The 23,815-nt window shown below is 62.5% G+C and carries 18 protein-coding genes and 1 tRNA gene; 8 read left to right on the top strand and 11 right to left on the bottom strand.

The annotated features are described in order from the left end of the window. Window positions 1-37 precede the first annotated feature (37 nt). On the top strand, window positions 38-1,858 hold the full coding sequence (gene typA / locus RA25_RS07325; RefSeq protein ID WP_019296274.1) for a translational GTPase TypA: 1,821 nt from the start codon (window positions 38-40) through the stop codon (window positions 1,856-1,858). 42 nt (window positions 1,859-1,900) lie between these two features. Here typA and RA25_RS07320 read toward each other — a convergent pair whose 3' ends face one another. The 4 genes from RA25_RS07320 to recA all read right to left on the bottom strand — a co-directional run bounded on the left by RA25_RS07320 (window position 1,901) and on the right by recA (window position 6,624). Beyond that, a complete protein-coding gene (locus RA25_RS07320; RefSeq protein ID WP_039171072.1) occupies window positions 1,901-2,383 on the bottom strand; it encodes an MOSC domain-containing protein in 483 nt (160 codons plus the stop codon). Further along, window positions 2,383-2,670: a DUF1330 domain-containing protein gene (locus RA25_RS07315; RefSeq protein WP_019296272.1), complete on the bottom strand. Its 288-nt coding sequence runs from the start codon at window positions 2,668-2,670 to the stop codon at window positions 2,383-2,385. The genes RA25_RS07320 and RA25_RS07315 overlap by 1 nt, the downstream gene beginning before the upstream one ends. Window positions 2,671-2,748: 78 nt before the next feature. After that, entirely contained in the window at window positions 2,749-5,400 is a 2,652-nt protein-coding gene (gene alaS / locus RA25_RS07310) for an alanine--tRNA ligase (RefSeq protein WP_039171070.1), read from the bottom strand. A 156-nt stretch (window positions 5,401-5,556) separates the two neighbouring features. Then, window positions 5,557-6,624: a recombinase RecA gene (gene recA, locus RA25_RS07305; protein WP_019296270.1), complete on the bottom strand. Its 1,068-nt coding sequence runs from the start codon at window positions 6,622-6,624 to the stop codon at window positions 5,557-5,559. 192 nt (window positions 6,625-6,816) lie between these two features. On the opposite strand from recA, the gene RA25_RS07300 reads away from it, so the two are divergent. Continuing rightward, window positions 6,817-7,416 carry a hypothetical protein gene (locus RA25_RS07300; protein WP_039171067.1) on the top strand — a complete coding sequence of 200 codons (600 nt, stop codon included), beginning with the start codon at window positions 6,817-6,819 and terminating at the stop codon, window positions 7,414-7,416. A 33-nt stretch (window positions 7,417-7,449) separates the two neighbouring features. On the opposite strand, the gene RA25_RS07295 is transcribed toward RA25_RS07300, so the two are convergent. The 3 genes from RA25_RS07295 to guaB form a co-directional block, all read right to left on the bottom strand. Continuing rightward, the gene (locus RA25_RS07295) at window positions 7,450-9,765 is read right to left on the bottom strand and encodes an ATP-binding response regulator (RefSeq protein ID WP_039145883.1); all 2,316 of its coding nucleotides are present in this window, start codon (window positions 9,763-9,765) and stop codon (window positions 7,450-7,452) included. 94 nt (window positions 9,766-9,859) lie between these two features. Continuing rightward, complete coding sequence (locus tag RA25_RS07290) at window positions 9,860-11,032, bottom strand: RsmB/NOP family class I SAM-dependent RNA methyltransferase (protein ID WP_039171064.1); 1,173 nt, start codon at window positions 11,030-11,032, stop codon at window positions 9,860-9,862. A gap of 36 nt (window positions 11,033-11,068) precedes the next feature. After that, on the bottom strand, window positions 11,069-12,517 hold the full coding sequence (guaB, locus tag RA25_RS07285; RefSeq protein WP_019296266.1) for an IMP dehydrogenase: 1,449 nt from the start codon (window positions 12,515-12,517) through the stop codon (window positions 11,069-11,071). A 186-nt stretch (window positions 12,518-12,703) separates the two neighbouring features. On the opposite strand from guaB, the gene RA25_RS07280 reads away from it, so the two are divergent. The 4 genes from RA25_RS07280 (at window position 12,704) to RA25_RS07265 (ending at window position 16,835) form a co-directional block, all read left to right on the top strand. Further along, on the top strand, window positions 12,704-13,870 hold the full coding sequence (locus RA25_RS07280; protein ID WP_039171267.1) for a CaiB/BaiF CoA transferase family protein: 1,167 nt from the start codon (window positions 12,704-12,706) through the stop codon (window positions 13,868-13,870). A gap of 146 nt (window positions 13,871-14,016) precedes the next feature. Then, a complete protein-coding gene (locus RA25_RS07275; protein ID WP_052254192.1) occupies window positions 14,017-16,062 on the top strand; it encodes an ASKHA domain-containing protein in 2,046 nt (681 codons plus the stop codon). 73 nt (window positions 16,063-16,135) lie between these two features. Then, window positions 16,136-16,209 (top strand) — tRNA-Gly (locus RA25_RS07270). Between the two features lie 143 nt (window positions 16,210-16,352). Next, window positions 16,353-16,835 carry a hypothetical protein gene (locus tag RA25_RS07265; RefSeq protein WP_039171058.1) on the top strand — a complete coding sequence of 161 codons (483 nt, stop codon included), beginning with the start codon at window positions 16,353-16,355 and terminating at the stop codon, window positions 16,833-16,835. 44 nt (window positions 16,836-16,879) lie between these two features. Here the strand turns inward: RA25_RS07265 and pgi are convergent, their stop codons facing one another. Genes pgi through zwf form a run of 3 tightly spaced genes read right to left on the bottom strand, consistent with a single transcriptional unit; the run spans window position 16,880 to window position 20,648 of the window. After that, window positions 16,880-18,487, bottom strand: coding sequence for a glucose-6-phosphate isomerase (pgi, locus tag RA25_RS07260; RefSeq protein WP_039171056.1), 1,608 nt, complete (start codon window positions 18,485-18,487; stop codon window positions 16,880-16,882). 17 nt (window positions 18,488-18,504) lie between these two features. Further along, window positions 18,505-19,176, bottom strand: a complete 672-nt coding sequence (gene pgl / locus RA25_RS07255) for a 6-phosphogluconolactonase (RefSeq protein ID WP_039171052.1) — start codon at window positions 19,174-19,176, stop codon at window positions 18,505-18,507. Further along, the gene (zwf, locus tag RA25_RS07250) at window positions 19,173-20,648 is read right to left on the bottom strand and encodes a glucose-6-phosphate dehydrogenase (protein WP_019296260.1); all 1,476 of its coding nucleotides are present in this window, start codon (window positions 20,646-20,648) and stop codon (window positions 19,173-19,175) included. The genes pgl and zwf overlap by 4 nt, the downstream gene beginning before the upstream one ends. A gap of 140 nt (window positions 20,649-20,788) precedes the next feature. Here zwf and RA25_RS07245 point away from each other — a divergent pair, with 140 nt between their 5' ends. Further along, window positions 20,789-21,742 carry a radical SAM protein gene (locus RA25_RS07245; protein WP_019296259.1) on the top strand — a complete coding sequence of 318 codons (954 nt, stop codon included), beginning with the start codon at window positions 20,789-20,791 and terminating at the stop codon, window positions 21,740-21,742. Between the two features lie 73 nt (window positions 21,743-21,815). Continuing rightward, window positions 21,816-23,369, top strand: coding sequence for a caspase family protein (locus tag RA25_RS22100; protein ID WP_082023047.1), 1,554 nt, complete (start codon window positions 21,816-21,818; stop codon window positions 23,367-23,369). 32 nt (window positions 23,370-23,401) lie between these two features. Here RA25_RS22100 and RA25_RS07235 read toward each other — a convergent pair whose 3' ends face one another. Further along, window positions 23,402-23,671: an usg protein gene (locus tag RA25_RS07235; protein WP_019296257.1), complete on the bottom strand. Its 270-nt coding sequence runs from the start codon at window positions 23,669-23,671 to the stop codon at window positions 23,402-23,404. Between the last annotated feature and the right edge of the window lie 144 nt (window positions 23,672-23,815).

Raw genomic sequence — 23,815 nt, 5'->3', positions numbered from 1 at the left:
CTATGCGCGGCCCAACTTCCTTACAAAGGCGAACGTCATGGACTTGCGCAACATTGCGATCATTGCTCACGTTGACCACGGCAAAACCACGCTTGTGGACGAGCTGCTGAAACAATCCGGCGCCTTCCGCGAAAACCAGGCTGTGGCGGAACGCGCCATGGACAGCAACGATCTGGAGCGCGAACGCGGCATCACCATTTTTGCCAAGCCGACTTCGGTCGAGTGGAACGGCACCCGCATCAACATCGTCGACACCCCCGGCCACGCCGACTTTGGCGGCGAGGTGGAGCGGATCCTGTCGATGGTCGACGGCGTGGTGCTGCTGGTGGACGCCGCCGAAGGCCCGATGCCGCAGACCAAGTTCGTGACCTCCAAGGCGCTGGCCCTGGGTCTGCGTCCGATCGTGGTGCTGAACAAGGTCGACAAACCGGACGCCGAGCCTGACCGCGCGCTGGACGAATGCTTTGACCTCTTTGCCTCGCTGGACGCCACCGAGGATCAGCTGGACTTCCCGCATATGTATGCGTCCGGCCGTTCCGGCTGGGCCGATGCAGAACTGGATGGCCCGCGCAAGGACCTGCACGCGCTGTTCAACCTGATCGTGAACCACGTGCCGGAACCCAAGCAGATCAAGCGCCAGGACGAAGATTTCCGGATGCTGGCCACCACCCTGGGCAGCGACCCGTTTGTGGGCCGCCTGCTGACCGGCCGCGTCGAATCCGGCAAGCTGAAGGTCGGCGCCACCGTGCAGGCGATTTCCCGCATCGGCCAGAAGATCGAACAGTTCCGCGTGACCCGCATCCAAGCCTTCCGCGGCCTAGCCCAGCAGGACATCGAAGAGGCCCAGGCAGGCGACATCGTTTCCATCGCCGGCATGTCCAAGGCCACCGTGGCCGACACCATCTGCGCCCTCGCCGTGGATGAGGCGCTGGACGCCCAGCCGATCGACCCGCCGACCATCACCGTGACCTTCGGCATCAACGACAGCCCTCTCGCTGGCCGCGACGGTAAGAAAGTGCAGTCCCGCGTGATCCGCGACCGGCTGATGAAAGAGGCCGAAAGCAACGTTGCCATCAAGATCCAGGACACCCCCGGCGGCGAAGCGTTCGAAGTTTCCGGCCGCGGCGAACTGCAGATGGGCGTCCTGATTGAAAACATGCGCCGTGAAGGCTTCGAACTGTCGATCTCCCGCCCGCAGGTGATCATGAAGGAAGTCGACGGCGTCCGCATGGAGCCGATCGAAGAAGCCACCATTGACGTGGATGACGAATACTCCGGCGCAGTGATCGAGAAGCTGACCGGCGCCCGCAAGGGTGAACTGGTCGAGATGAAGCCCGCAGGTGCAGGCAAGACCCGGATCATCGCCCACGTCCCCTCGCGCGGCCTGATCGGCTATCACGGCGAGTTCCTGACCGACACCCGCGGCACCGGCGTGCTGAACCGCGTTTTCCACGGCTGGGCGCCGCACAAGGGCGCGATCCCAGGCCGCCGCGCCGGCGTGCTGATCTCGATGGAGAACGGCCAGTCCGTGGCTTACGCGCTGTGGAATCTGGAAGAGCGCGGCAAGATGATGATCGGCGCCCAGGCCGACATCTACACCGGCATGATCATCGGTGAGCATTCGCGCGACAACGACCTGGAAGTGAACCCGCTGAAAGGCAAGAAGCTGACCAACGTGCGGGCATCCGGCACCGACGACGCCGTGCGCCTGACCACTCCGATGACGCTGTCGCTGGAAGAGGCCATCGCCTATATCAACGATGATGAACTTGTTGAGGTGACGCCGAACAACGTGCGCCTGCGCAAGCGTTACCTGGACCCGCATGAGCGCAAGCGGATGTCCAAGGCAAACGCCTAATGAACAGAAGACGGCGGCAGAGACATCTGCCGCCGTTGTTTTTCATTCTGAGACGGTTAAAAGCGTAACCCTGTCTCCCAAGGCCACCCTGCCCGGTTCCAGTACTTCGGCATACCAGCCGCCATGGCCGCGCATCGCATTGTAACCGCCGTGGCCCAGCACTTCCTCCATCCGCGAACACGGTGGACAGGGACCGGTGACACGCAGCACCGCACTGCCGACCCGCAGCGAAGCTTTGCGCAGGGCTGCAAGGTTGATACCTGAAACAAGAAGATTTCGCCGCAACTGCTCCGGATGAACGGTCTCAAGGCCCGCCAGGCTTGCGATCACCGGGAGGTGTTCCGCCTGAATCAAGGTTACTGCGCGCTTACCTTCTTTGGCGTGGTCCCCACTTAGACCACCAACGGAGATGCCAGTCGCTTCAGGCGCCTGAACCTCTTCACGCCTGCCCGGACGCACACCAATCCACGCCACCCGGCCCGGGGCCGCGTGGCGTTTCAGCATTTCCGCAAATGCGGTGACCATTACTCGGAAGTTTCCACCACCATCAGCTCGCGCTCAGACGCGCCGCGCGCATGGTTCAGGGCTTCCTGATATTCGGGGCTGTGATAGCAATCCACCGCCGCTTCGACACTGGGGAATTTCGCAACCACGTTGCGCGGGCGCTCCTTGCCCTCCAGCTGCACGAACCGGCCGCCTCGGGCAATGAATTCCCCGCCGTGCGCGGCGATGGCCGGGCCTGCAAGCTCAGCGTATTTGCCATAGGCATCGGCGTCGGTGACGGTCACATGTGCGATCCAGAGTGCGGGCATCAGAGCCTCCCTTAGTGATGATCTTTCCGGCAGCTTAGGCAGTTTGCCGGAAAGACCAAGCATTTTTTGACCAAATGGTCAGCCCGCCAGCAAAGCCTCTGCTGCCTTGATGGCTTCCTCGGCGCCAGAGAAGTCCTTGCCGCCGCCCTGGGCCATATCAGGACGGCCGCCGCCCCCCTTGCCGCCCACAGCAGGAACCGCGGCCTTCAGCACGTCAACAGCAGAAATATCGCCGGTCAGATCATCGGTCACGCCAGCGGCCACGGCCACCTTGCCGTCGTCCTCCGCGATCAGCAGGATCACACCGGAGCCGATGTTCTGCTTGTGCGCATCAATCAGCCCGCGGAGATCTTTGCCGGAAACCCCCTGCAGCGCCTGGGCCAGGAACTTCTTGCCATTGACGTCCTTGGCCTCAGCGCCGCCACCGGAGCCGCCGCCCATGGCAATCTGCTGCTTGAGGTTGGAAATCTCGTTCTGCAGCGCTTTGCGCTCTTCCATCATTGCCTTGAGGCGGTCCAGAACCTCCGCAGGCTGCGCCTTCAGCGCACCAGCGACCTCAGCCATGCGGCCTGCCTCGCGCTCCAGATGCTCAACCGCCGCGGCACCGGTCAGCGCCTCGATCCGGCGCACCCCAGCAGAGGACGCGCTGTCGCCCAGGATAACAAATGTGCCGATGTCGCCGGTCTGCTTCACATGGGTGCCGCCGCACAGTTCGATCGAATAGGTATCGCCATCGTGGCCTTTGCCGGTCGGTGCACGGCCCATGGAGACAACGCGGACCTCTTCGCCGTATTTCTCGCCGAACAGCGCCTGGGCGCCCAGCTCGCGTGCATCATCCGGGGTCATGATCCGGGTGGACACGGGTGTGTTCTGGCGAATGAAATCATTCACTTCCGAGCCGACCTTGGCCAGTTCATCCGCGTTCATCGCCTTGTTGTGGCTGAAATCAAACCGCAGGCGGTCCTCAGCATTCAAAGAGCCCTTCTGCGCCACATGTTCACCCAGCGCGTTGCGCAGCGCCTCGTGCAGCAGGTGAGTGGCCGAATGGTTGGCGCGGATCTTGCTGCGGCGCGCGTGATCCACTCCCATCGCCGCGCCCTTGCCAACGGCAATTTCGCCCTCGGTCACTTCGGCGATGTGCAGGAACAGGCCCTCCACCTTCTTGGTGTCGGTGATACGTGCCGCGCCGCCTTCAACGGTCAGCACGCCGGTGTCACCGACCTGGCCGCCGCTTTCGCCGTAAAACGGCGTCTGGTTCAGGATCACCTGCACCGTGTCGCCCTTGGCCGCGGACTGCACCTGCGCGCCGTCCTTGACGATGGCTACGATCTGGCCTTCAGCCTTCTCGGTCTCATAGCCTAAGAAATCAGTGGTGCCGGCTGCGTCCACGATGTCGAAGTAAACCTTCACATCCGCGGCCTCGCCCAAACCAATACCGCCAGCGCGGGATTTCTCTTTCTGCTCTTTCATCGCAGCGTCGAACCCATCGGTGTCGACCTCGATTTCCTTGGCGCGCAGGGCGTCCTGCGTCAGGTCGAGCGGGAAGCCGTAGGTGTCATACAGCTTGAACGCAGTCTCACCCGGCAGCACGTCGCCCTTGCCCAGATCGGCAGAGGCTTCGTCCAGCAGTTTCAGACCCCGGTCCAGGGTTTTGAGGAAACGGGTTTCCTCCTGCTCAAAGGTCTCCTCGATCAGCGCCTGCCCTTGGCCAAGTTCCGGATAGGCTGCGCCCATCTTCTGAACCAGCGACGGCACCAGCTTGTGCATCACCGGATCGGTGGCGCCCAGCAGCGAGGCATGGCGCATCGCGCGGCGCATGATCCGGCGCAGCACATAGCCGCGCCCCTCGTTCGACGGCAGAACGCCTTCGGCAATCAGGAAGGAGCAGGAGCGCAGGTGGTCCGCGATCACCCGGTGATGCACGTTCTGATCGCCAAACGGATCGGTGTTGGTGACGTTCGCCGAGGCTTCGATCAGTGACTTGAACAGATCGGTCTCATAGTTGTCGTGGGTGCCCTGCAGCAGCGCCGCGATCCGCTCCAGCCCCATGCCGGTGTCGATGGACTGCATCTCCAGATCCACCATCGAGCCGTCCGCGAACTTCTCGTTCTGCATGAAGACGAGGTTCCAGATCTCGATGAAGCGGTCGCCATCTTCCTCCGGCGAGCCCGGAGGGCCGCCCCAGATGTGGTCGCCGTGGTCATAGAAGATCTCGGTGCAGGGGCCGCAGGGGCCGGTATCGCCCATCTGCCAGAAATTGTCCGAGGTGGCGATACGGATGATCCGGTCCTCCGGCACGCCGATCTTTTTCCAGATGTCAAAGGCTTCGTCATCGGTGTGATAAACGGTGGTGTAAAGCCGGTCCTTCGGAACCTCGAGTTCCTTGGTGATCAGCTCCCAGGCAAAAGGGATCGCCTCATGCTTGAAGTAGTCGCCAAAGGAGAAATTACCGAGCATTTCGAAAAACGTGTGGTGGCGCGCGGTGTAACCGACGTTGTCGAGGTCGTTGTGCTTGCCGCCAGCCCGCACGCATTTCTGCGAAGTGGTGGCGCGCTTGTAGTCGCGTGTTTCCACTCCGGTGAAACAGTTCTTGAACTGAACCATGCCCGAGTTGGTGAACATCAGGGTCGGGTCATTGCGCGGCACCAGCGGGCTGGAATCGACCACCTCATGCCCCTGTTTGGCAAAGTAGTTCAGAAAGGTTGAGCGGATATCGTTGAGCGTCGGCATATGCGGGATCTCTTGCGGGCTTTTCTAAGCGTTCCGGGCAGGTTTAACCCCGCACCAGGGCGCTGTCCACAGCGGGAAGCGGCGTCACCCCGCGAAAAAGGGCGCAGCTCGCGCCACGCCCTAAATGTTTCGGGATTTGATCAGATTTTCCGGCGTTTAGGCCTCAAGGATATCGTCCGCGTCGTCTGTCGCCGGGCGCTCGAATTCCAGCCCGTGGGAGGCGCGGATCTTGTCCTCAATGTCAAAGGCAACAGACGGGTTTTCCTTCAGAAAGGTCTTGGCGTTTTCCCGCCCCTGCCCGATCCGTTCATCCCCGTAGGAGAACCAGGCGCCGGACTTGTTGACGACACCGGCCGCCACGCCCAGATCCAGCAGTTCGCCCATCTTGGAGATGCCTTCGCCATACATGATGTCAAACTCAACCTGCTTGAACGGAGGTGCCACCTTGTTTTTCACCACCTTGACGCGGGTTGCGTTGCCGACCACCTCATCCCGGTCCTTGATCGCACCGATGCGGCGGATGTCCAGACGGACGGAGGAGTAGAATTTCAGCGCGTTGCCGCCGGTGGTGGTTTCGGGGGAGCCGAACATCACGCCGATCTTCATCCGGATCTGGTTGATGAAGATCACCATGCATTTGGAGCGGCTGATGGAGCCGGTCAGCTTGCGCATCGCCTGGCTCATCAGGCGGGCCTGCACGCCGACATTGCTATCGCCCATGTCGCCCTCAAGCTCCGACTTCGGGGTCAGTGCTGCCACCGAGTCGACGATCACCATGTTGACCGCGCCAGAGCGCACCAGGGTATCAGTGATTTCCAGCGCCTGTTCGCCGGTGTCGGGCTGCGAAATCAGCAGCTCATCCAGATCAACGCCCAGCTTGGCCGCATACTGCGGGTCCAGCGCGTGTTCCGCGTCGACAAAGGCGCAAACGCCGCCCTTCTTCTGCTGTTCTGCAATGCAGTGCAGGGTCAGCGTGGTCTTGCCCGAGCTTTCCGGGCCGTAGATTTCAATGATCCGCCCCATCGGCAGGCCGCCGATACCCAGCGCGATGTCGAGCCCCAGAGAGCCGGTCGAGCTTGCCTCGATCTCCTGCAGAGCAGTGCCATCGCCGAGCTTCATGATCGAGCCTTTGCCGAACTGCCGCTCAATCTGGGCAAGCGCGCTGTCGAGCGCCTTTTGCTTGTCACCGCTTACTTTATTTTTCATGGTCAAAAGATCCGCCATAGTCCCTTGTCCTTTTCTATGTGTCACACACCGGGGCGCGCGGCAATCACTGCTTTGTTCACCTCTTGTTCCTTATGAGATCAAAAAGAGAACATTGCAACAAGTTTCTGGTGTACCCACTTCGGGACCGGGATGTTAAAGATTGGTTTATGGTTAATCGGCAGCAAGATTATTTACCGGGCAGTTAACGGAATGATGATATTTTTTAAGGAACGGCTGGCACTTCTGTCTGTTCCCAAAACCGGCACCACCGCATTTCAGGCGGCCCTGCGAAACCGTGCCGATCTGGTGATTTCCGATCCGCCGGAACTTAAACACGCGCCTCTCTACCGCTACAACCGCTGGATCCGGCCGATGTTCGAGAAGGTCTGCGGCGCTGAACTGGAGGTTGCGGCCGTCGTGCGCGAACCTGTCAGCTGGCTGGGCAGCTGGTACCGCTACCGGCAGCGGGCAGCGCTGGACGGCAAGCCCAACTCGACCAAGGGGGTCAGTTTCGACGGCTTCCTGCACGCCTATTGCAAGGGCAAGCCGCCTGCGTTTGCCAATGTCGGCAGCCAGGCAAAATTCCTGGAAGCGCAGCCAAACGGCTGCAAAGTCAGCCATCTGTTCCGTTACGAGGATCAGGACGCGCTGAAAGGGTTTCTTGAATCCCGTCTGGACACCGAAATCCGCCTGGACCGCAAGAACGTCAGCCCTCAGGCGCCTCTGGATCTCAGCCCTGAAGCTGAGGCGCACCTGCGGCGCAAGCGCGCGGCTGAGTTCGAATTATACAGCAGCATTCCGGTCCGCTGAAAGAAAACCTGCCGGAACCGGCGGGTTGTCAGGTCAATGCAGCTGCGCGTGCACTGTCTCGGTCAACTGGTTGAGAGAGAAGGGTTTTGGCAGGAACACTGAGTTCGGCACATCCGGCTCTGCCTCGCCAAAGGCGCCCTCTGCATAGCCGGAGACGAACACCACGCGGGTATCCGGGCGCTCCTTCAGCGCCTCGCGCACCCAGCTGGGGCCGTCCATGCCCGGCATCACCACATCGGTCACGAACACGTCTACCGTCAGGCCCGGATCTTCCAGCGTGCGCAGGGCATCCTCAGCCGACTCCGCCTCCAGCACCGTGTAGCCGCGCATCCTGAGCGCACGGGATGCAAAGGCACGCACCGGCGCCTCGTCCTCGACCAGCAGCACCACGCCCTCCCCATGCTGTGCAGCAACAGTTTTATCTTCCGCCGCTTCCGGCTTCTCAGCAGTCATCTGCTCTGATTGCTGCTTATAGACCGGGAAGAACAGAGTGAACTGGGTGCCGTGCCCCTTTACCGAATCGACAAAGATATAGCCGCCCGTCTGCTTGATGATGCCATAGGCCGTGGACAGGCCCAGGCCGGTTCCTTCACCCGTACGCTTGGTGGTGTAAAACGGCTCAAAGACCTTCTGCAGCTTATCCGGTGCAATTCCGACGCCCTCGTCAGAAACCTTCACCGTCACCCAGTCGCCAGCAGGCACCGTAGCCCGGTTCCGCTCCAGCGGCTTATCGAGAGAGATGACCTCTGTTTCGACCCGGATCTCGCCGCCTTGCGGCATCGCATCACGGGCGTTCACAACCAGGTTCATCAGCACCTGTTCCAGCTGCCGCTTGTCGGCTCGGATCGACTTCATCACCGGATCGTGGCTGAGGGTCAGGGTGACCTTTTCCCCCACCAGGCGGTTCAGCAGGTGGGTCAGGTCCGACAGCGTATCCCGCACATCCAGGGTTTCCGGCTGCAATGTCTGCTTGCGCGAGAACGCCAGCAGCTGGCTTACCAGCGAGGCCGCCCGGTTGGCGTTTTCATGGATCTGGATCAGATCGCCGTAATCCTGATCTCCCTGATCATGGCGCAGCAGCAGCAGGTCGCAATGTCCGGAGATCGCTGTCAGCAGGTTGTTGAAGTCATGCGCAACCCCACCTGCCAGCTGGCCGATTGCCTGCATCTTCTGGCTTTGCACGAACTGCGCTTCCAGCGTCTTCAGCTCAGTTGCGTCATTCAGAACCGCAATCAGCAGCGGCGTGCCATCTTCCACCACGCGGGTCAGCGTGACCTGGACAAAGACCTCCTTGTCCGAGCGGGACAGCCGCAGGAACTCCGACTTGTTGGGAGCCAGCCCGTCCGCGGTGTCGCGCAGCCAATCCGACATCGGGCGGCCCAGGCCCTCCATCAGCTGGCCAAGTTTGAGATTGGCGCAGTTGTCGACGCCAAGCAGCCGCAGCGCCATCCGGTTGCTGCTCAGGATCTCACCCGTCGGCGCCACCTTCAGGAAAGGCACCGGCAGCGCCTCAAACCCGGCCTGGGCAGAGTCGAAACTGCTTTCGTCCACCTCCATCAGGAACAGTTCACTGCGGCCCTGAGTGCGGTTTTGCTCGCTGACCAGAACCTGCTTCGGTCCTTCCTTGGTGCTGAGCGTGTTGATCTGACCCGGCAGCACCGGCAGCGCCGGAAACAGGCGGTCAGTGGATTTCACCCGCTCACCAATCAGGCTGCGGGCGGCTTCGTTCATGAACAATACCGCGCCGGTGCGGCCTACCGTGATCATCGGAACCGGCAGCGCATCGGCGCCGCGGCCATTGCCGCCGCGGTCCAGAATATCCTCGACCCGCCACAGGAAACTGCCGCCGCTCATCTGGTGCACGGCCAGCCGCACATGGCCCCGGCGGGTCACGATATCCTCACGCGCCGCGCCATCAACGCGGGCCCGGCTCTGCAGCCGGTAGAGCACTGCGGAAGGGTTCGCCAGGATCGAGCGCAAAGTGCCCGCCAGAGTATCGCGGCTGGCATCCTGAAACCGCTTGACCGCGGCACCGTTGCAGGCATGGATCATACCGTCGCCGTCGGTGACAAAACTGGGCGTAGCATCTTTTTCGATGAAACCGGTCAATAGCTCTGCCGCCATCGACCGTGCGTTCAGACGCATCCGGGTCTGCACCACCAGCAGCACTGCCACCGCAGCCAGCGTCAGCCCGACCATGACAAAACCACGTCCCATCCAATCCGGCAGCGGCAGCATCAAAGGCCCAGCCATCAGGATCACCGCCAGCAGCAGTGTCGCCGCCAGCCTGGCGTGCTCAGGTGCGTAAACTCGCAGTTCCGGAACGGAGGTGTCTTGGCGACCGGACATTACGGCTCCATGGTCAATAGAGAATGCCGCCATAACGCGGCGGTTTAGGTTAAAACCACGTTAAGAAACACAAAGGTTTTCAGCCAAAACCCTATCAACCGCGTTTCGCGCGCGTCAACACAGCAACATAAAAGCCGTCGGTGCCATCCTGCACCTGCCAGCCGTTTTGATCGGCTAGATCCCAGCCGGGATTATCATCCATAAACCGTTGAACCTGCGCGATGTTTTCACCATCCAGCATGGAGCAGGTCGCATACGCCAGCACACCATCCTGTGAGACCAGCCCGGCGGCCTTGCGCAGGATTTCACCCTGGATGCGTTGCAGATCCGCCAGCCCTTCGGCGGTCAGACGCCATTTACCTTCCGGCGCCCGCCGCCAGGAACCGGAACCGGAACAAGGCACATCGCACAAAACCAGGTCAAACGGCCCGGAGCTTGCCAGATCCGCAGTCGAAAGCAGCGAAACCTTTGCCCCGGCACGCGCGGCGCGCGCCGGAAGATCCTTCATCCGCCGCGGGTCGGCGTCATGTGCGAAGCTCTTTATGCCGCCCCGGGCCGCCATGGCGAGTGTCTTGCCGCCGCCGCCGGCGCAATAATCCAGGACCTTTATGCCGTCCGTCAGCGGCAAACGGTCCGTCACGGCTTGGCTGGCCGCATCCTGCAGTTCTACCAGTCCGTCCTGATACGGTTTGGCGTTGCGCAATTTCCGCGCGCCTTCGGTCACCTCCAGCGCGGTTGCCGCTGCCGGATGCGGTTCAGCAATGATGCCTTCCGCAGCCAATGCTTGCACCGCCTGTTCAACAGTTCCGCGCGCGCTGTTCACCCGCAAATGCACCGGCGCCCGGCTGCGCATCGCCAGCGCAGCAGCCTCAGCCTGATCCCCCAGGCTGGCAGCGAAATCCGGCCACAGCCAGTCAGGGATATCCAGCGCCTCCGCCCCGGCAGGCGCGGACGGCAGTTCCCGTTCCCCGTCCGTCAGAGGTGCGGGCGCATGGCTCTGGCCGGTGAACACCTCATCCGGGTTCTGCCCTGCCTCGCGCAGCGCGCCCAGGACCAGGCCGCGCCCTGTGCGGGAACCGCCGTTGGCTGCATGCGAGCGCAGGCAGCGCACCGCATCAAACACATGATCGCGCACTGCCGCCCGGTCCTTGGAACCGGCAAAACGGCTGCGGCGCCCCCAGGAAGTCAGCGCCTTCTCGGCAGGTTCCCCTGCCAGCACCTGGTCCAGGATTTCAATGGCCGCCTGCAGGCGGGCGGCGGGGGTCATGCCCCTGCCCCGGTATCACAAGCGGCCATCATAGTCTCAGCCCACCCGGTAGTTCGGCGCTTCGCGGGTAATTTGCACGTCGTGGACGTGGCTTTCCTTCAGGCCGGCACCGGTGATGCGGACGAAGTTGCAGTTCTTGCGCATCTCGTCGACGGTTGCACAGCCGGTATAGCCCATCGCCGCGCGCAGACCGCCCACCAGCTGGTGGATCACTGCGTTTGCGCCGCCTTTATAAGGCACCTGGCCTTCGATCCCTTCCGGCACCAGCTTGTCGCTGGCCGCATCCTTCTGGAAATACCGGTCAGCAGAGCCGCGCGCCATGGCGCCCATGGACCCCATGCCGCGGTAGGATTTGAAGGAACGGCCCTGATAGAGGATCACCTCTCCCGGCGACTCATCGGTGCCGGCAATCATCGAGCCGACCATGGCGCAGGACGCGCCCGCCGCGATTGCCTTGGCAAAGTCGCCGGAGAACTTGATACCGCCATCCGCGATAACCGGCACGTCGCCGGCCGCTGCGGCGCAATCCATAATCGCGGTCAACTGCGGCACACCAACGCCCGCCACCATGCGGGTGGTGCAGATAGAGCCGGGGCCGATGCCAACCTTGACCGCATCCGCGCCTGCGTCGATCAGCGCACGCGTCGCCTCACCGGTGGCCACGTTGCCGGCAATCACCTGAATGTTGCTGTACTGCGCCTTGATCCGCTTCACCGCGTCGATCACGCCGGCGGAGTGGCCGTGCGCAGTGTCCACCACCACCACGTCCACACCTGCGTCGATCAGCGCCTCAGAACGCTCATAGCCGCTGTCACCGACAGAGCTGGCAGCCGCAACGCGCAGACGGCCCAGCTCGTCCTTGCAGGCAGTGGGGTTCAGAACTGCCTGTTCGGTGTCCTTGAGGGTCAAGAGACCCGTCAGCTTGCCATCCTTGTCAGACACCAGCAGCTTTTCGATCCGGCGCGCCTTCATCAGCGACTTGGCCTCTTCCAGATCGGCCGGTTCCTGCAGCATCGCCAGGTTGTTCGAGGTCATCATCACCGAAACCGGCGTGCTGGCATCATTGGCAAAGCGCATGTCGCGGTTGGTGACGATGCCAACCACGCGGCCAGAGCCATCAACCACCGGGAAGCCGGTGACGCGGTAACGTTCCTGCAGCGCCTGGGCATCGGCCAGGGTCTGATCCGGGGTCAGGGTAATGGGGTTGTAAACAATGCCGGAAACAAACCGCTTGACCCGGCGCACTTCGCGGGCCTGTTCCTCGGTGTTCAGGTTCTTGTGGATCACGCCCATGCCGCCGGCCTGCGCCATCGCAATCGCCATCCGTGCCTCGGTCACGGTGTCCATTGCCGAACTCAGCAGCGGAATGTTGAGGGCGATCGACTGGGTCACCCGTGTGCGCGTATCCGCAGTGTTGGGCAGAACGCTCGACGCGCCTGGCACCAGTAGAACATCATCAAAGGTGAGAGCCTCACGAATCTGCATTGGTCGTCCTCATGCATAACCCCGTTTGGCGGTGACCCTATGGCACAGAAGCTTGCGGGTGGAAAGAGGCCGGCGCCAAGAATTCCTGCAGCGCAGCAATTCTTTGGCAGCAGGCTGATCTGGGTCAATGCGCGCGGCACTGCTGCGGTTATCAGTAAAGCTGCAGAAATGATGCAGGATTTTGCCATGTCCGCCCCCTTGGAAAACATCACCATTCTGGACCTGACCCATGTTCTGGCAGGCCCCTATTGCTCGATGATCCTGTCAGACCTCGGCGCCAGGGTGATCAAGGTGGAACGGCCCGGCACCGGCGACGACACCCGCGCCTTCCCACCCTTCAAACACGGCAGCAGCGCCTATTTCGCAACCATCAACCACGGCAAGCGAAGCATCGCATTGGACCTAAAGGCACCGGAGGACCGTAAAATCTTCGAACGCCTGCTAGGTCAGGCGGACGTGCTCCTGGAAAACTACCGGCCCGGGGTGATGCAGCGGCTGGGCTACGGCTGGGAAGACCTGCACGCCCGGTTCCCCCGGCTGATCTACGGTGCGGTCTCGGGCTTCGGGCACACCGGCCCGGACGCGTTGAAACCGGCCTATGACATGGTGGTTCAAGCCCGTGGCGGGGTCATGTCGATCACCGGAGAGAAAAACCGCGAGCCGGTCCGGGTCGGCGCCTCCATCGGCGATATTGTTGCGGGCATGTTCCTCGGCCACGGCATTCTCGCGGCACTCCTGGACGTGCAGAAGACAGGCAAGGGCCGGTTCATCGACGTTGCGATGCTGGACAGCCAGCTGGCCCTCTTGGAACACGCCATCGCCATCACCTCCGTCACCGGCGAAGCACCGCAACCCTCCGGTGCGCGGCATCCGTCAATCACCCCGTTTGAGACCTTCCACGCTGCGGACGGGCTGTTCGTGATCGCGGCCGGCAATGACGCGCTGTTTACCCGGCTCTGCGAAGCTCTGCAGCTGCCGCTGGCCGCGGACCCGCGCTTTGCCACCAACCCGGCGCGCTGCGAAAACGCGCGCCTTCTGAAGCGCTTGATCGAAGCAATTACTCTGGATCAGCCCAAAGCCCACTGGATCGCCGTGCTGAGCGAGGCCGGCGTTCCCACCGGCCCGATCCAGACCGTGGATCAGGTGCTGCGCGACCCGCAGATCCTGGCCCGCAACATGGTTGTCGATGTGCTGGACGAAGACGGCCGCCCGGAAAACCTGTCCGCCGGCAACCCGATCAAGATGAGCGGCCTGCCGGACCCGGATACCCGCCGCCCAGCCCCGCAGCTCGACGGCAACCGGACTGAGATTCTGGCGTGGCTTGAGGACGTTGAGGCACAGGCGGGCGGCTAACCTAAAGCCGGGCCATAAACCGCATTTCAAACACATCAATTCTTCAAAAATGGCGCCCGCAGACGGGAAAATGCCGCCCATTGCCTTTCGCTTGCCGCAAAAGCCCATATGCTCCGCCTAAATTGCGGAATGAGAAGGCCACAGGCATGACTGACGAACCCCTCGTTGTGTTTACCCCCTCCGGCAAGCGCGGGCGTTTCCCCGCGGGCACGCCGATCCTGACAGCCGCCCGGCAGCTCGGTGTCGATCTCGACTCGGTCTGCGGCGGCCGCGGCATCTGCTCCAAGTGCCAGATTACGCCCTCCTACGGCGAATTCCCGAAGCACGGTGTGACCGTGGCCGAGGGCGCGCTGAGCGAGTGGAACAAGGTTGAGCAGCGCTACAAGGACAAGCGCGGCCTGATCGACGGCCGCCGCCTGGGCTGCCAGGCCACCGTTCAGGGCGACATCGTGATCGACGTGCCGCCGGAAAGCCAGGTCCACCGCCAGGTGGTGCGCAAGCGCGCCGAGGCCCGCGACATCACCATGAACCCCTCCACCCGGCTGTACTATGTCGAGGTGGAAGAGCCCGACATGCACAAGCCCACCGGCGATATGGAGCGGCTGATTGAGGCGCTGGACGCCCAGTGGAACCTCAAAGGCGTCAAAACCGACCTCCATATCCTGAGCGTGCTTCAGCCTGCCCTGCGCAAAGGAGGCTGGAAGGTCACCGTGGCCGTGCATCTGGGTGACGAAAACCACCCGCCCAAGATCATGCACATCTGGCCCGGCTTCTATGAGGGCTCGATCTACGGCTTGGCGGTCGACCTTGGCTCCACCACCATCGCCGCGCACCTCTGCGACCTTCAGACCGGCGAGGTCGTGGCCTCCTCCGGCATCATGAACCCGCAGATCCGTTTTGGCGAAGACCTGATGAGCCGGGTCTCCTATTCGATGATGAACAAGGGCGGCGACCAGGAAATGACCCGCGCGGTGCGCGAGGGCATGAACGCGCTGTTCACTCAGATCGCGGCTGAGGCAGAGATCGACAAAGCGCTGATCGTGGATGCGGTCTTTGTCTGCAACCCGGTGATGCACCACCTGTTCCTAGGGATTGACCCGTTCGAGCTGGGCCAGGCGCCCTTTGCGCTGGCGACCTCCAATGCGCTGGCGCTGCGCGCTGTGGAACTGGACCTGAACATCCACCCCGCCGCCCGCGTCTACCTGCTGCCGTGCATTGCCGGCCACGTCGGCGCCGATGCTGCTGCGGTGGCGCTGTCGGAAGCACCCGACAAATCCGAAGACCTGGTGCTGGTCGTGGACGTCGGCACCAACGCAGAGATCCTGCTGGGCAACAAGGAAAAGGTTCTTGCCTGCTCCTCCCCCACCGGCCCGGCCTTTGAGGGCGCGCAGATCTCCAGCGGCCAACGCGCCGCCCCCGGCGCCATCGAACGCGTTGAGATCAACCCGGAGACCAAGGAACCGCGCTTCCGGGTGATCGGCTCTGACGTCTGGTCGGATGAGGACGGCTTCTCGGAATCCATCGCCACCACCGGTATCACCGGAATCTGCGGCTCCGGCATCATTGAGGCGATTGCCGAGATGCGCCTGGCGGGTGTTCTGGATGCTTCGGGCCTGATCGGCTCGGCAGAGCAGACCGGCTCCGCCCGCTGCATCGCGGACGGGCGCACCAATGCCTACATGCTGTGGGACGGCTCCGCCGAGGGCGGTCCAACCATCACCGTCACCAACCCGGACATCCGCGCGATCCAGATGGCCAAGGCGGCGCTCTACTCCGGCGCGCGCCTCTTGATGGACAAGTTCGGCGTTCAAAACGTCGACCGCGTGGTGCTGGCCGGCGCCTTTGGCGCGCATATCTCAGCGAAACACGCGATGGTGCTGGGCATGATACCCGACTGCGTGCTGGACAAAGTCACCTCGGCCGGCAACGCCGCAGGCACCGGCGCCCGTATTGCGCTTCTGAACACCGAAGCGCGCGGCGAGATTGAAGAAACCGTGCGCCGGATCGAGAAGATCGAGACCGCCGTCGAACCCCGCTTCCAGGAGCATTTCGTAAACGCCTCGGCAATCCCGAATTCGGCGGAACCCTTCCCGATCCTGGAAACCGTGGTGACCCTGCCGCAGGTGAATTTCAACACCGGCGGCGGTGACGGCGACGGCGCAGGCGGGCGCCGCAGACGCCGCCGCGGCTGATCCTGCCCGGCTGAAAATTCCGCTGCGGCGCCCTTGACCTTACCGGCGCCGCAGCATAATCCTGCCCTCACGAGCGGGTATGGTGAAATGGTATCATGCGAGCTTCCCAAGCTTAAGGCGCGGGTTCGATTCCCGCTACCCGCTCCAGCCTTCCATATTTTCAAATACTTGCCGAACGCTCTCACGGCGCAGCCCTTTGACCGCCAAGGTCAAGCACCTGCTGCCTGTTTGTGCTAAACTGCCCCGGCACGCCCGCTTGTTAAGGGCGGCCAGTTTGGGAGGGTACCAGTATGACACGTCACTATTTCGCCGCCGCACTTCTGTGTGCATTCAGCGCCGGAACCGCAGGTGCGGGCACAACCTGGGAACAGGGCGGCACCGGAACAGGCATCGCCAGCAACACACCCACCGAAATTGCCGACGGCCACATGGTGATCCAAACCAGCAGTTCCTATGAAAACGTTGAAATGGAAGACCCTGGTCATCCGATGAACGGCGCCGCCGGGCCGTGCTTTGGCGCGGTTGAGGCCGCACCATCCGGTGTCACCGGCGGCGGCATCTGCGCCTTCACCGACAAGGCCGGCGACAAGGTGGTGCTGCATTGGCATGCCGAAGGCATGGATGCCTCCGGCGCCCTCACCGGCAGCTGGAAACTGAGCGGCGGAACCGGGCCCTGGGCGGCAGCTGAGGGCGGCGGCAAGTTTTCTTCGCTCACCGATCCGGCAAGCGGTAACTTCGTCAACACGATCACCAGCAGCGTAACGCTGCCCTGATCATTGCCGCGGGGCGTTTCCGCCCCGCGGGTATACTGTGAACGTTAGCCACCGGCGCCGCGCACATAATCCAGCAAAGCGCGGGTTGAGCCGTCTTTGCCGTCTGCGCTCTTCTCCCCCGCCAGCAGCGGAGCCAGCGTGTTGGCCAGTTCCTTGCCCAGCTCCACCCCCCATTGGTCAAAGGAGTTGATCCCCAGGATCACCCCCTCGACAAACACCCGGTGTTCATAAAGGGCAATGATCTGGCCCAGCACATACGGGGTCAGTTTCGGGTAGACCAGCGTTGTCGAGGGCCGGTTGCCCGGGAACACCCGGTGTTGCGCCTGACGTTCCAGCTCAGCACCCTCATAGCCTTTGGCCCGCATCAGTGCGCAGGCTTCCGCCAGACTGCGGCCGCGCATCAGCGCCTCAGACTGGGCCAGGCAGTTCGCCACCAACAGCTTGTGGTGATGCGCCAGATCCGGCTCATGCCCCTGGGCCGCCACCAGAAACTCGGCAGGAATGACCGACGTGCCCTGATGCAGCAGCTGATAAAACGCGTGCTGGCCGTTGGTGCCGGGTTCCCCCCAGACCACCGGGCCGGAGGGATATGGCAGCACCGTACCATCCATCGCCACCATCTTGCCGTTTGACTCCATCTCCAATTGCTGCAGATAGGCCGGCAGCCGCCGAAGCCGCTGGTCATAGGGCAGCACCGCGCGGGTCGGATGGCCGCAGACCTGCCGGTGCCAGATCCCGGTCAACGCCAGCATTACCGGCATGTTCTGCTGCCAGGGCGCGCTGCGGAAATGGTCATCCATCGCCTTGGCGCCGGCCAGAAAGGCGCGGAAATTCTCCGGCCCGACAGCCAGCATCAGGCTCAGTCCGATCGGCCCCCAGACCGAATAGCGCCCACCGACCCAATCCTCAAAGCCGAACACATGCTTGCGCGGAATGCCAAAGGCGGCTGTTTCCTCCTCAGAGGTCGACAGGGCCAGGAACTGCTGAGCAGGATCGCCGCCGCCCGCCTCAACCCAGCGCCGCGCCGTCGCCGCATTGGTCATGGTTTCAATGGTGGTGAAGGTCTTGGAAGCAACGATCACCAACGTTGTTTGGGGATCAAGCCGTTGCAGGATGTCGTGAATATGCGCGCCATCCACGTTGGACACAAAATGGCAGCGCGGCCCGTCATGATAGGGTGCCAGCGCCAGCGTCGCCATGACCGGCCCCAGGTCCGAACCGCCAATGCCGATGTTGACCACGTCGGTAAACGTGCCGCCCGGCCCCTGCATAACGCCAGAGCGGACATCGGCGGCCAATTTCTCCATCCGCTCCAGCGTCTTGCGCAAAGGTCCGCGGATATCCGCGCCATCGACCAGCAGCTCCGGTCCGTCGGGATCGCGCAACGCCGTGTGCAACACGGCCCGCTGTTCGGTTTCGTTGATTTGTCCGCCCTCGAACATCGCTTCGCGCTTGGCGGCAACTTTCCGGTCTTCGCACAGGCCCGTCAGAGCGGTGCGGACTTTGGCAGAAATCCGGGTTTTCGAATAGTCAAACAGCAGGGTTTCAAACCGCACGCTGAAATCTTCGGCCCGGTCCGGGTTTTTCTTAAACAGATCAACAATGTCTTCGCCGCAAACTTCGGAATGCAGCGTCTTCAATGCAGTGAACATTTCTACCTTTCCTGAGTTCAAGGCGCCCAATGGACGGACGTCTCGGACAAAACTGCCTGAATTGGCGCCTCTTCCGGCGGCAGCGTCATTGCCTTTTCCAATGCCTTGCGCTTGGCATCTCCGAAGATCACCAGATGCTTGGCAATCGCTCCGTCCAGCACCCGCGCGGTCAGGCTGATCCTCGCTTCGGGCTGGCTGTCTGGCCGCATCACCGCCAGCGGCGGCGCGTCAGCCGCCAATGCCTCTTCAATTCCGGCCGCACCTGGGAACAGCGAGGCCGTGTGCATGTCCTCACCCATGCCCAGCAGCAGCACCGACAGCGGCAGCTCCGGAACCACCCGGCTTTCAAGCTCCGCCAGCACCTCCTCCGGTTCCCGCTCCGGCACATGAAACGGCAGGAACTGTGCCCCCGAGGCCCGGTTCTGCAGCAGCCGCTTGCGGATCATCGCCGCGTTGGAGCGGGCATGCTCCTGCGGCACCCAGCGCTCATCCGTCGCCAGGACATGCACCCGGTCCCATTCGATGTCTGCAGCACAGAGATCATCAAAGATAAGCCCTGGCGAGGTGCCGCCCGCAACCGCAAAGGACGCTGCATCATGATGCAGCAGATGGGTCTTCAGATCCCCAGCGATTTCATTCGCAACTTCGATCGCCAGCATGTCTTGATCAGGGTATTCGTTGAATTTCATGGGTTGATCCCCCTCCATTCACGCCCGTCGCGGCGCATCAGCAAATTGGCATCCTCCGGACCGGTGGTACCGCTAACGTAGGGTTTAGGCACATCGCCGCGGGATTTCCAGCCCTCAATTACCGGATCGGTCCAGGCCCATGCGGCTTCTACCTCGTCCCCCCTCATAAACAACGTCTGGTTGCCGCGCACAACATCCATAATCAAACGCTCGTAGGCATCCGGCGGATCACCGCCCTCCGGCCCCAGCGCCTCGGCAAAGCTCATGTCCAAGGGCACGTCTATCAGCCGCATCCCGCCCTGCCCCGGTTCCTTGATGGTCACGCTCAGCGTAATGCCTTCATTGGGCTGCAGGCGGATCTTCAGATGGTTGGCGTGCCGCCCGGCCTCGGCCCCGAAAATCGAATGCGGCGCGTCCTTGAACATCACGTTGATGACGGAGGACCGGTTCACCAAACGCTTGCCCGTGCGCAGGTAGAACGGCGTGCCCGCCCATCGCCAATTGCTGATATGCGCCTTCAGCGCAACATAGCTCTCCGTGGTGCTGCGCGGGTTGCCAACCAGCCCGCGGTAAGACGGGTGCGGCGCCTCCGGGTCCAGATTGGCCTGATACTGGCCGCGCACGATGTGATGCGGCTCCACCGGGTCCAGCGCCCGGATCACCTTCAGCTTCTCATCGCGCACCGCGTCCGGGTCGAATTTCGCCGGCGGCTCCATCGCAATGAGGCACAAGAGCTGCATCAGGTGGTTCTGCATCATGTCGCGCATGGCACCCGCGCGCTCGTAATACTCCTCGCGCCCTTCCACCCCGACGGTTTCCGCCACGGTGATCTGGATGTGATCGACATACTGGCTGTTCCACAATGGCTCAAACAGCATATTGCCGAACCGGACCGCCATCAGGTTCTGCACCGTTTCTTTGCCCAGGTAATGGTCAATCCGGTAGATCTGGCCTTCGTCAAAGTGGCTGGCCAGGGTGCGGTTCAATTCCCGCGCAGTCTCCAGATCGCGGCCAAAGGGTTTCTCCACCACGATCCGCGTGTCCGCATTGGCCAGCCCGTGCCGGTGCAGGCGCTCGGCCAACGGCCCGAACAGACCGGGGCCGACCGAAAAATAAAACATTCGGATCGAGACGCTCTCCGGCGGGCGCAGCTGCTGGCTCAGCTCCTGCCAGCCCTCCTCGCCCAACGCGTCCAGCGCCACATAGCTCACACGCTCCAAAAACGCCTCCAGCGCACCGCCGCCGCAGGCCTTGGGTCCCGCATGCGTGCGCAGGGCTTCCGCCACGACTGTCCGGTATTCGTCACTGGTCAGGCTGGTGCGCGCAGCGCCTATAATACGCTCATCCCCGGTCAGCTGGCCGGCGCAATGGCGGCGGAACAGCGCGGGCAGGATCTTGCGCTGCGCCAGATCGCCAGTGCCGCCAAAAATCACCAGGTCAAACGGATCGACCGGTATCACACGCGAAACCATTCTTGTTCATCCTGTCTCGGCCGGTGCAGGCGCGGCACACTGCCGCTCACATCCCTGTCATGTGCCTGCCCGGCTGCTTTCAATTCGTTCCCAGTATAAGGTAGCTTGCCGCGAAAGGAACTGCCCCGAAGGACATCCGCATGAAAGACCTGCAAAAATCTGCCGCCAACCTAGGCAAGTTCCAAGACGCCTTTGTGACGGCAGACGGTCAGCAGCGCGCCTCTGTGCCGCTCAGCCATCCGGAGACCCTTTGGTTCAATACCGGCACTCTGTGCAACATCGAATGCAGCAACTGCTATATTCTCAGCTCCCCCAGCAATGATGCGCTGGTCTATCTGACTGCAGCGGAAGTGCAGGACTACCTGGAGCAGATCGCGGACCGCAACTGGCCGATCCGGGAAATCGGCTTCACCGGTGGCGAGCCCTTCATGAACCCGGACATGATCCCAATGGCCCGCGCCGCGCTGGAGCGCGGGTTCGAGGTGCTGATCCTCACCAACGCCATGCGCCCGATGATGCGCAAGACGGTCAAGGCGGGCTTACTGGCCCTGCTGGAAGACTTCGGGGACAAGCTGACCCTGCGGATCTCGGTCGACCACCACAGCGCCGAACTGCACGACAAAGAACGCGGTGCGGGCAGCTTTGCCAAGACCATCGAAGGCATGGAATGGCTGCGTGACAACGGCTTCCGCATGGCCGTCGCAGGCCGCACCGTCTGGGGCGAGACAGATGCCGAGGCCCGCGTGGGGTACGCCGCGCTGTTTGCCGAATACGGCTTTGCCATCGACGCGCAGAACCCCGGCCAGACCGTGCTGTTCCCCGAAATGGACGAAACTGTCGAAGTCCCTGAAATCACAACCGCTTGCTGGGGCATCCTGAACAAATCGCCCGACAGCGTGATGTGCGCCTCCTCCCGCATGGTCGTGAAGCGCAAAGGCGCGGATACTCCCGCCGTTCTGGCCTGTACCCTGCTGCCGTATTCCCCTGAGTTCGAAATGGGCGCGACCCTGGCGGAGGCTGAACGCCCTGTGCAGCTGAACCACCCCCATTGCGCAAAATTCTGCGTCCTCGGCGGCGCCAGCTGTTCGGCCTGAGCGCTCAAGACGCTTTGACCTGTGCACGGCGGGATGGCACCATGGTGCCATATTGTCTGCCGGGTGTTGTGTCATGCGTTTCCTCAGTGTTCTGTTTCTTTGTCTCCTGCCCATCGCCGCAGCCGCGCAGAACCGGATGGCCCTGGTCATTGGCAATAACAGCTATTCCGACGTTCCCGTTCTGGCCAAGGCCCGCGCAGACGCGCAGTCCATTGGCACAAAACTGAATGAGCTGGGCTTCACCGTCACCACAGCGCTGGACCAGGACCGACGCGGGCTGAACAAGAAGATTTCTGAGTTCACCGCCCGGCTGGAACCCGGTGATGCGGCCTTTGTCTTCTTTGCCGGCCACGGGGTGGAAATCGACGGCGAGAATTACCTGCTGCCCACTGACATCGCCGCCCCCAGCGCGGGCGGCAGCGATTTTGTGAAATCCGAATCCATCGCCCTGTCCGACCTCTTGGACCGCGTCCGCAAAACCGGCGCGCGCTCTGCCGTGGTGGTCATCGACGCCTGCCGCAACAACCCGTTCAAACTGGTCGAGGGCCGCAGCATCGGCACCACCCGAGGCCTTGGCCGGATTGCGGCCCCGCAAGGCACGTTCGTGATCTTCTCCGCCGGGGCCGGCCAGCTGGCACTGGACCGTCTGAACGAAGACGACACGGCGGAAAACTCCGTCTTCACCCGCGCGCTGCTGCCGCTGTTGTCCGAACCGGGGCTTGAGCTGCGCACGCTGGTTGCGGGCCTCCGGCGCGAGGTGCGTGACTTGGCGCTGACCGTCCAGCACCGCCAGGTGCCTGCTTATTATGATGAAATGCTGGGGGAATTCTATTTCACCCAGGCCGCCCTGCCCGCTGAACCTGCGCCCTTGCCTGCAAGTACAATGCAAACGGATTTTGAGGTCGCCCGTTCGATAGGAACCCCGCAGGCCCTCGATAGCTTTCTGGAACGCTACACAGGCCGCGAGGACGAATACACCTACACAGTTGCCTTGCAGCTAAGGCAGGGACTGGAAACTGAACAGGCGCAGGCGGAGCCACCTGCCCGGGAAACGCCCGGAACCCCTGACGTTCCGGTCATCCCGGACTCCAAGGCGGTGATGCGGGACACACAGGCGGCGCTGAACGAAATCGGCTGCCAGGCCGGCCGCCCGGACGGAATTGCCGGCCCGCGCACCCGCAGCGCCTTTGCTGCCTATCTGGCAGCGTCGGACAGCACCCTCGGCGCCGATGATCTGGGCACCGCCCACGCACTGGAGGAACTGCGCCAAAAGTCGGGGGAAATCTGTAAATCTGCGCCCAGAACTGCCTCCGCCCCGGCACCTTCTCCAACAAAAGCCGCTGCGCCGCTGGCGGGCACCTGGAAGTTCAAGGCCACCTGCGCCTTGGTGGTCAAGGTCACGGGGAACGTCCATTACACCCATGCAGACGGCAACAAATACCACGGGCGGCTTAGCGATTCACTGGGCCAGAACGCCAACACAGAAGTCTACCTGAACGGCCAGCAGATCAGCGGCACGGACTACTTTCCCGGCATCACCGTCACCTGGCGCGGCCGCCTGGCGGCGGACGGGCGCAGTTTCACCTCCAGCGGCTCCACCGGCTGCGCGGTCTATGCCTGGCGCTGATCCGACACAATGGATTTAGTCAGTGGGTCTGGTCAGTGGATCTGGAACTCTCCGACCACATTGCGCCATTCGCCGGGGCCGATCATCTTGCGGTGATTGAACCGCACCGAATGCAGCGGCCCCTCAATCTCGCGATGCCAGAATTCGATGAACTCAAACAGCCGCGGGTGGTCCGGCGCAAGGTCGTATTCCTGCCAGACAAAAGTGTTCAATACATGGATATGATCCGGCATGTGGTAGGTGAATTCTGCCGTGGTCAGCCCGTATCCCTTGAGCATCAGCTCGGTCTCGCTGGTCTCCATCTCTAGCCTCCAATTCTTACCCCCTCTGATTGATGCTAGGGTGCAATTGGTTAATTTCCTCAAAAACAGTGCGTTACCGATGCGTGAACGGCCAGATTCCGGCTTTCGGGGGCTGTGTGCTTGCGCCCCATATACGGTCTCTGA

This window comes from Leisingera sp. ANG-S5 (genome assembly GCF_000813925.1).
In the GTDB taxonomy this organism is placed as follows: domain Bacteria; phylum Pseudomonadota; class Alphaproteobacteria; order Rhodobacterales; family Rhodobacteraceae; genus Leisingera.
The sequence above is the reverse complement of the archived record's forward strand: the minus strand, read 5'-3'. Positions and strand labels throughout refer to the sequence as shown.

What these genes read in the sequence shown, in the direction of transcription:
- typA (WP_019296274.1), top strand. Translation starts at nt 38, where the DNA reads ATGGACTTGCGCAACATTGCGATCATTGCTCACGTTGACCACGGCAAA.
- RA25_RS07320 (WP_039171072.1), bottom strand. Translation starts at nt 2,383, where the DNA reads ATGGTCACCGCATTTGCGGAAATGCTGAAACGCCACGCGGCCCCGGGC.
- RA25_RS07315 (WP_019296272.1), bottom strand. Translation starts at nt 2,670, where the DNA reads ATGCCCGCACTCTGGATCGCACATGTGACCGTCACCGACGCCGATGCC.
- alaS (WP_039171070.1), bottom strand. Translation starts at nt 5,400, where the DNA reads ATGCCGACGCTCAACGATATCCGCTCAACCTTTCTGAACTACTTTGCC.
- recA (WP_019296270.1), bottom strand. Translation starts at nt 6,624, where the DNA reads ATGGCGGATCTTTTGACCATGAAAAATAAAGTAAGCGGTGACAAGCAA.
- RA25_RS07300 (WP_039171067.1), top strand. Translation starts at nt 6,817, where the DNA reads ATGATGATATTTTTTAAGGAACGGCTGGCACTTCTGTCTGTTCCCAAA.
- RA25_RS07295 (WP_039145883.1), bottom strand. Translation starts at nt 9,765, where the DNA reads ATGTCCGGTCGCCAAGACACCTCCGTTCCGGAACTGCGAGTTTACGCA.
- RA25_RS07290 (WP_039171064.1), bottom strand. Translation starts at nt 11,032, where the DNA reads ATGACCCCCGCCGCCCGCCTGCAGGCGGCCATTGAAATCCTGGACCAG.
- guaB (WP_019296266.1), bottom strand. Translation starts at nt 12,517, where the DNA reads ATGCAGATTCGTGAGGCTCTCACCTTTGATGATGTTCTACTGGTGCCA.
- RA25_RS07280 (WP_039171267.1), top strand. Translation starts at nt 12,704, where the DNA reads ATGTCCGCCCCCTTGGAAAACATCACCATTCTGGACCTGACCCATGTT.
- RA25_RS07275 (WP_052254192.1), top strand. Translation starts at nt 14,017, where the DNA reads ATGACTGACGAACCCCTCGTTGTGTTTACCCCCTCCGGCAAGCGCGGG.
- RA25_RS07265 (WP_039171058.1), top strand. Translation starts at nt 16,353, where the DNA reads ATGACACGTCACTATTTCGCCGCCGCACTTCTGTGTGCATTCAGCGCC.
- pgi (WP_039171056.1), bottom strand. Translation starts at nt 18,487, where the DNA reads ATGTTCACTGCATTGAAGACGCTGCATTCCGAAGTTTGCGGCGAAGAC.
- pgl (WP_039171052.1), bottom strand. Translation starts at nt 19,176, where the DNA reads ATGAAATTCAACGAATACCCTGATCAAGACATGCTGGCGATCGAAGTT.
- zwf (WP_019296260.1), bottom strand. Translation starts at nt 20,648, where the DNA reads ATGGTTTCGCGTGTGATACCGGTCGATCCGTTTGACCTGGTGATTTTT.
- RA25_RS07245 (WP_019296259.1), top strand. Translation starts at nt 20,789, where the DNA reads ATGAAAGACCTGCAAAAATCTGCCGCCAACCTAGGCAAGTTCCAAGAC.
- RA25_RS22100 (WP_082023047.1), top strand. Translation starts at nt 21,816, where the DNA reads ATGCGTTTCCTCAGTGTTCTGTTTCTTTGTCTCCTGCCCATCGCCGCA.
- RA25_RS07235 (WP_019296257.1), bottom strand. Translation starts at nt 23,671, where the DNA reads ATGGAGACCAGCGAGACCGAGCTGATGCTCAAGGGATACGGGCTGACC.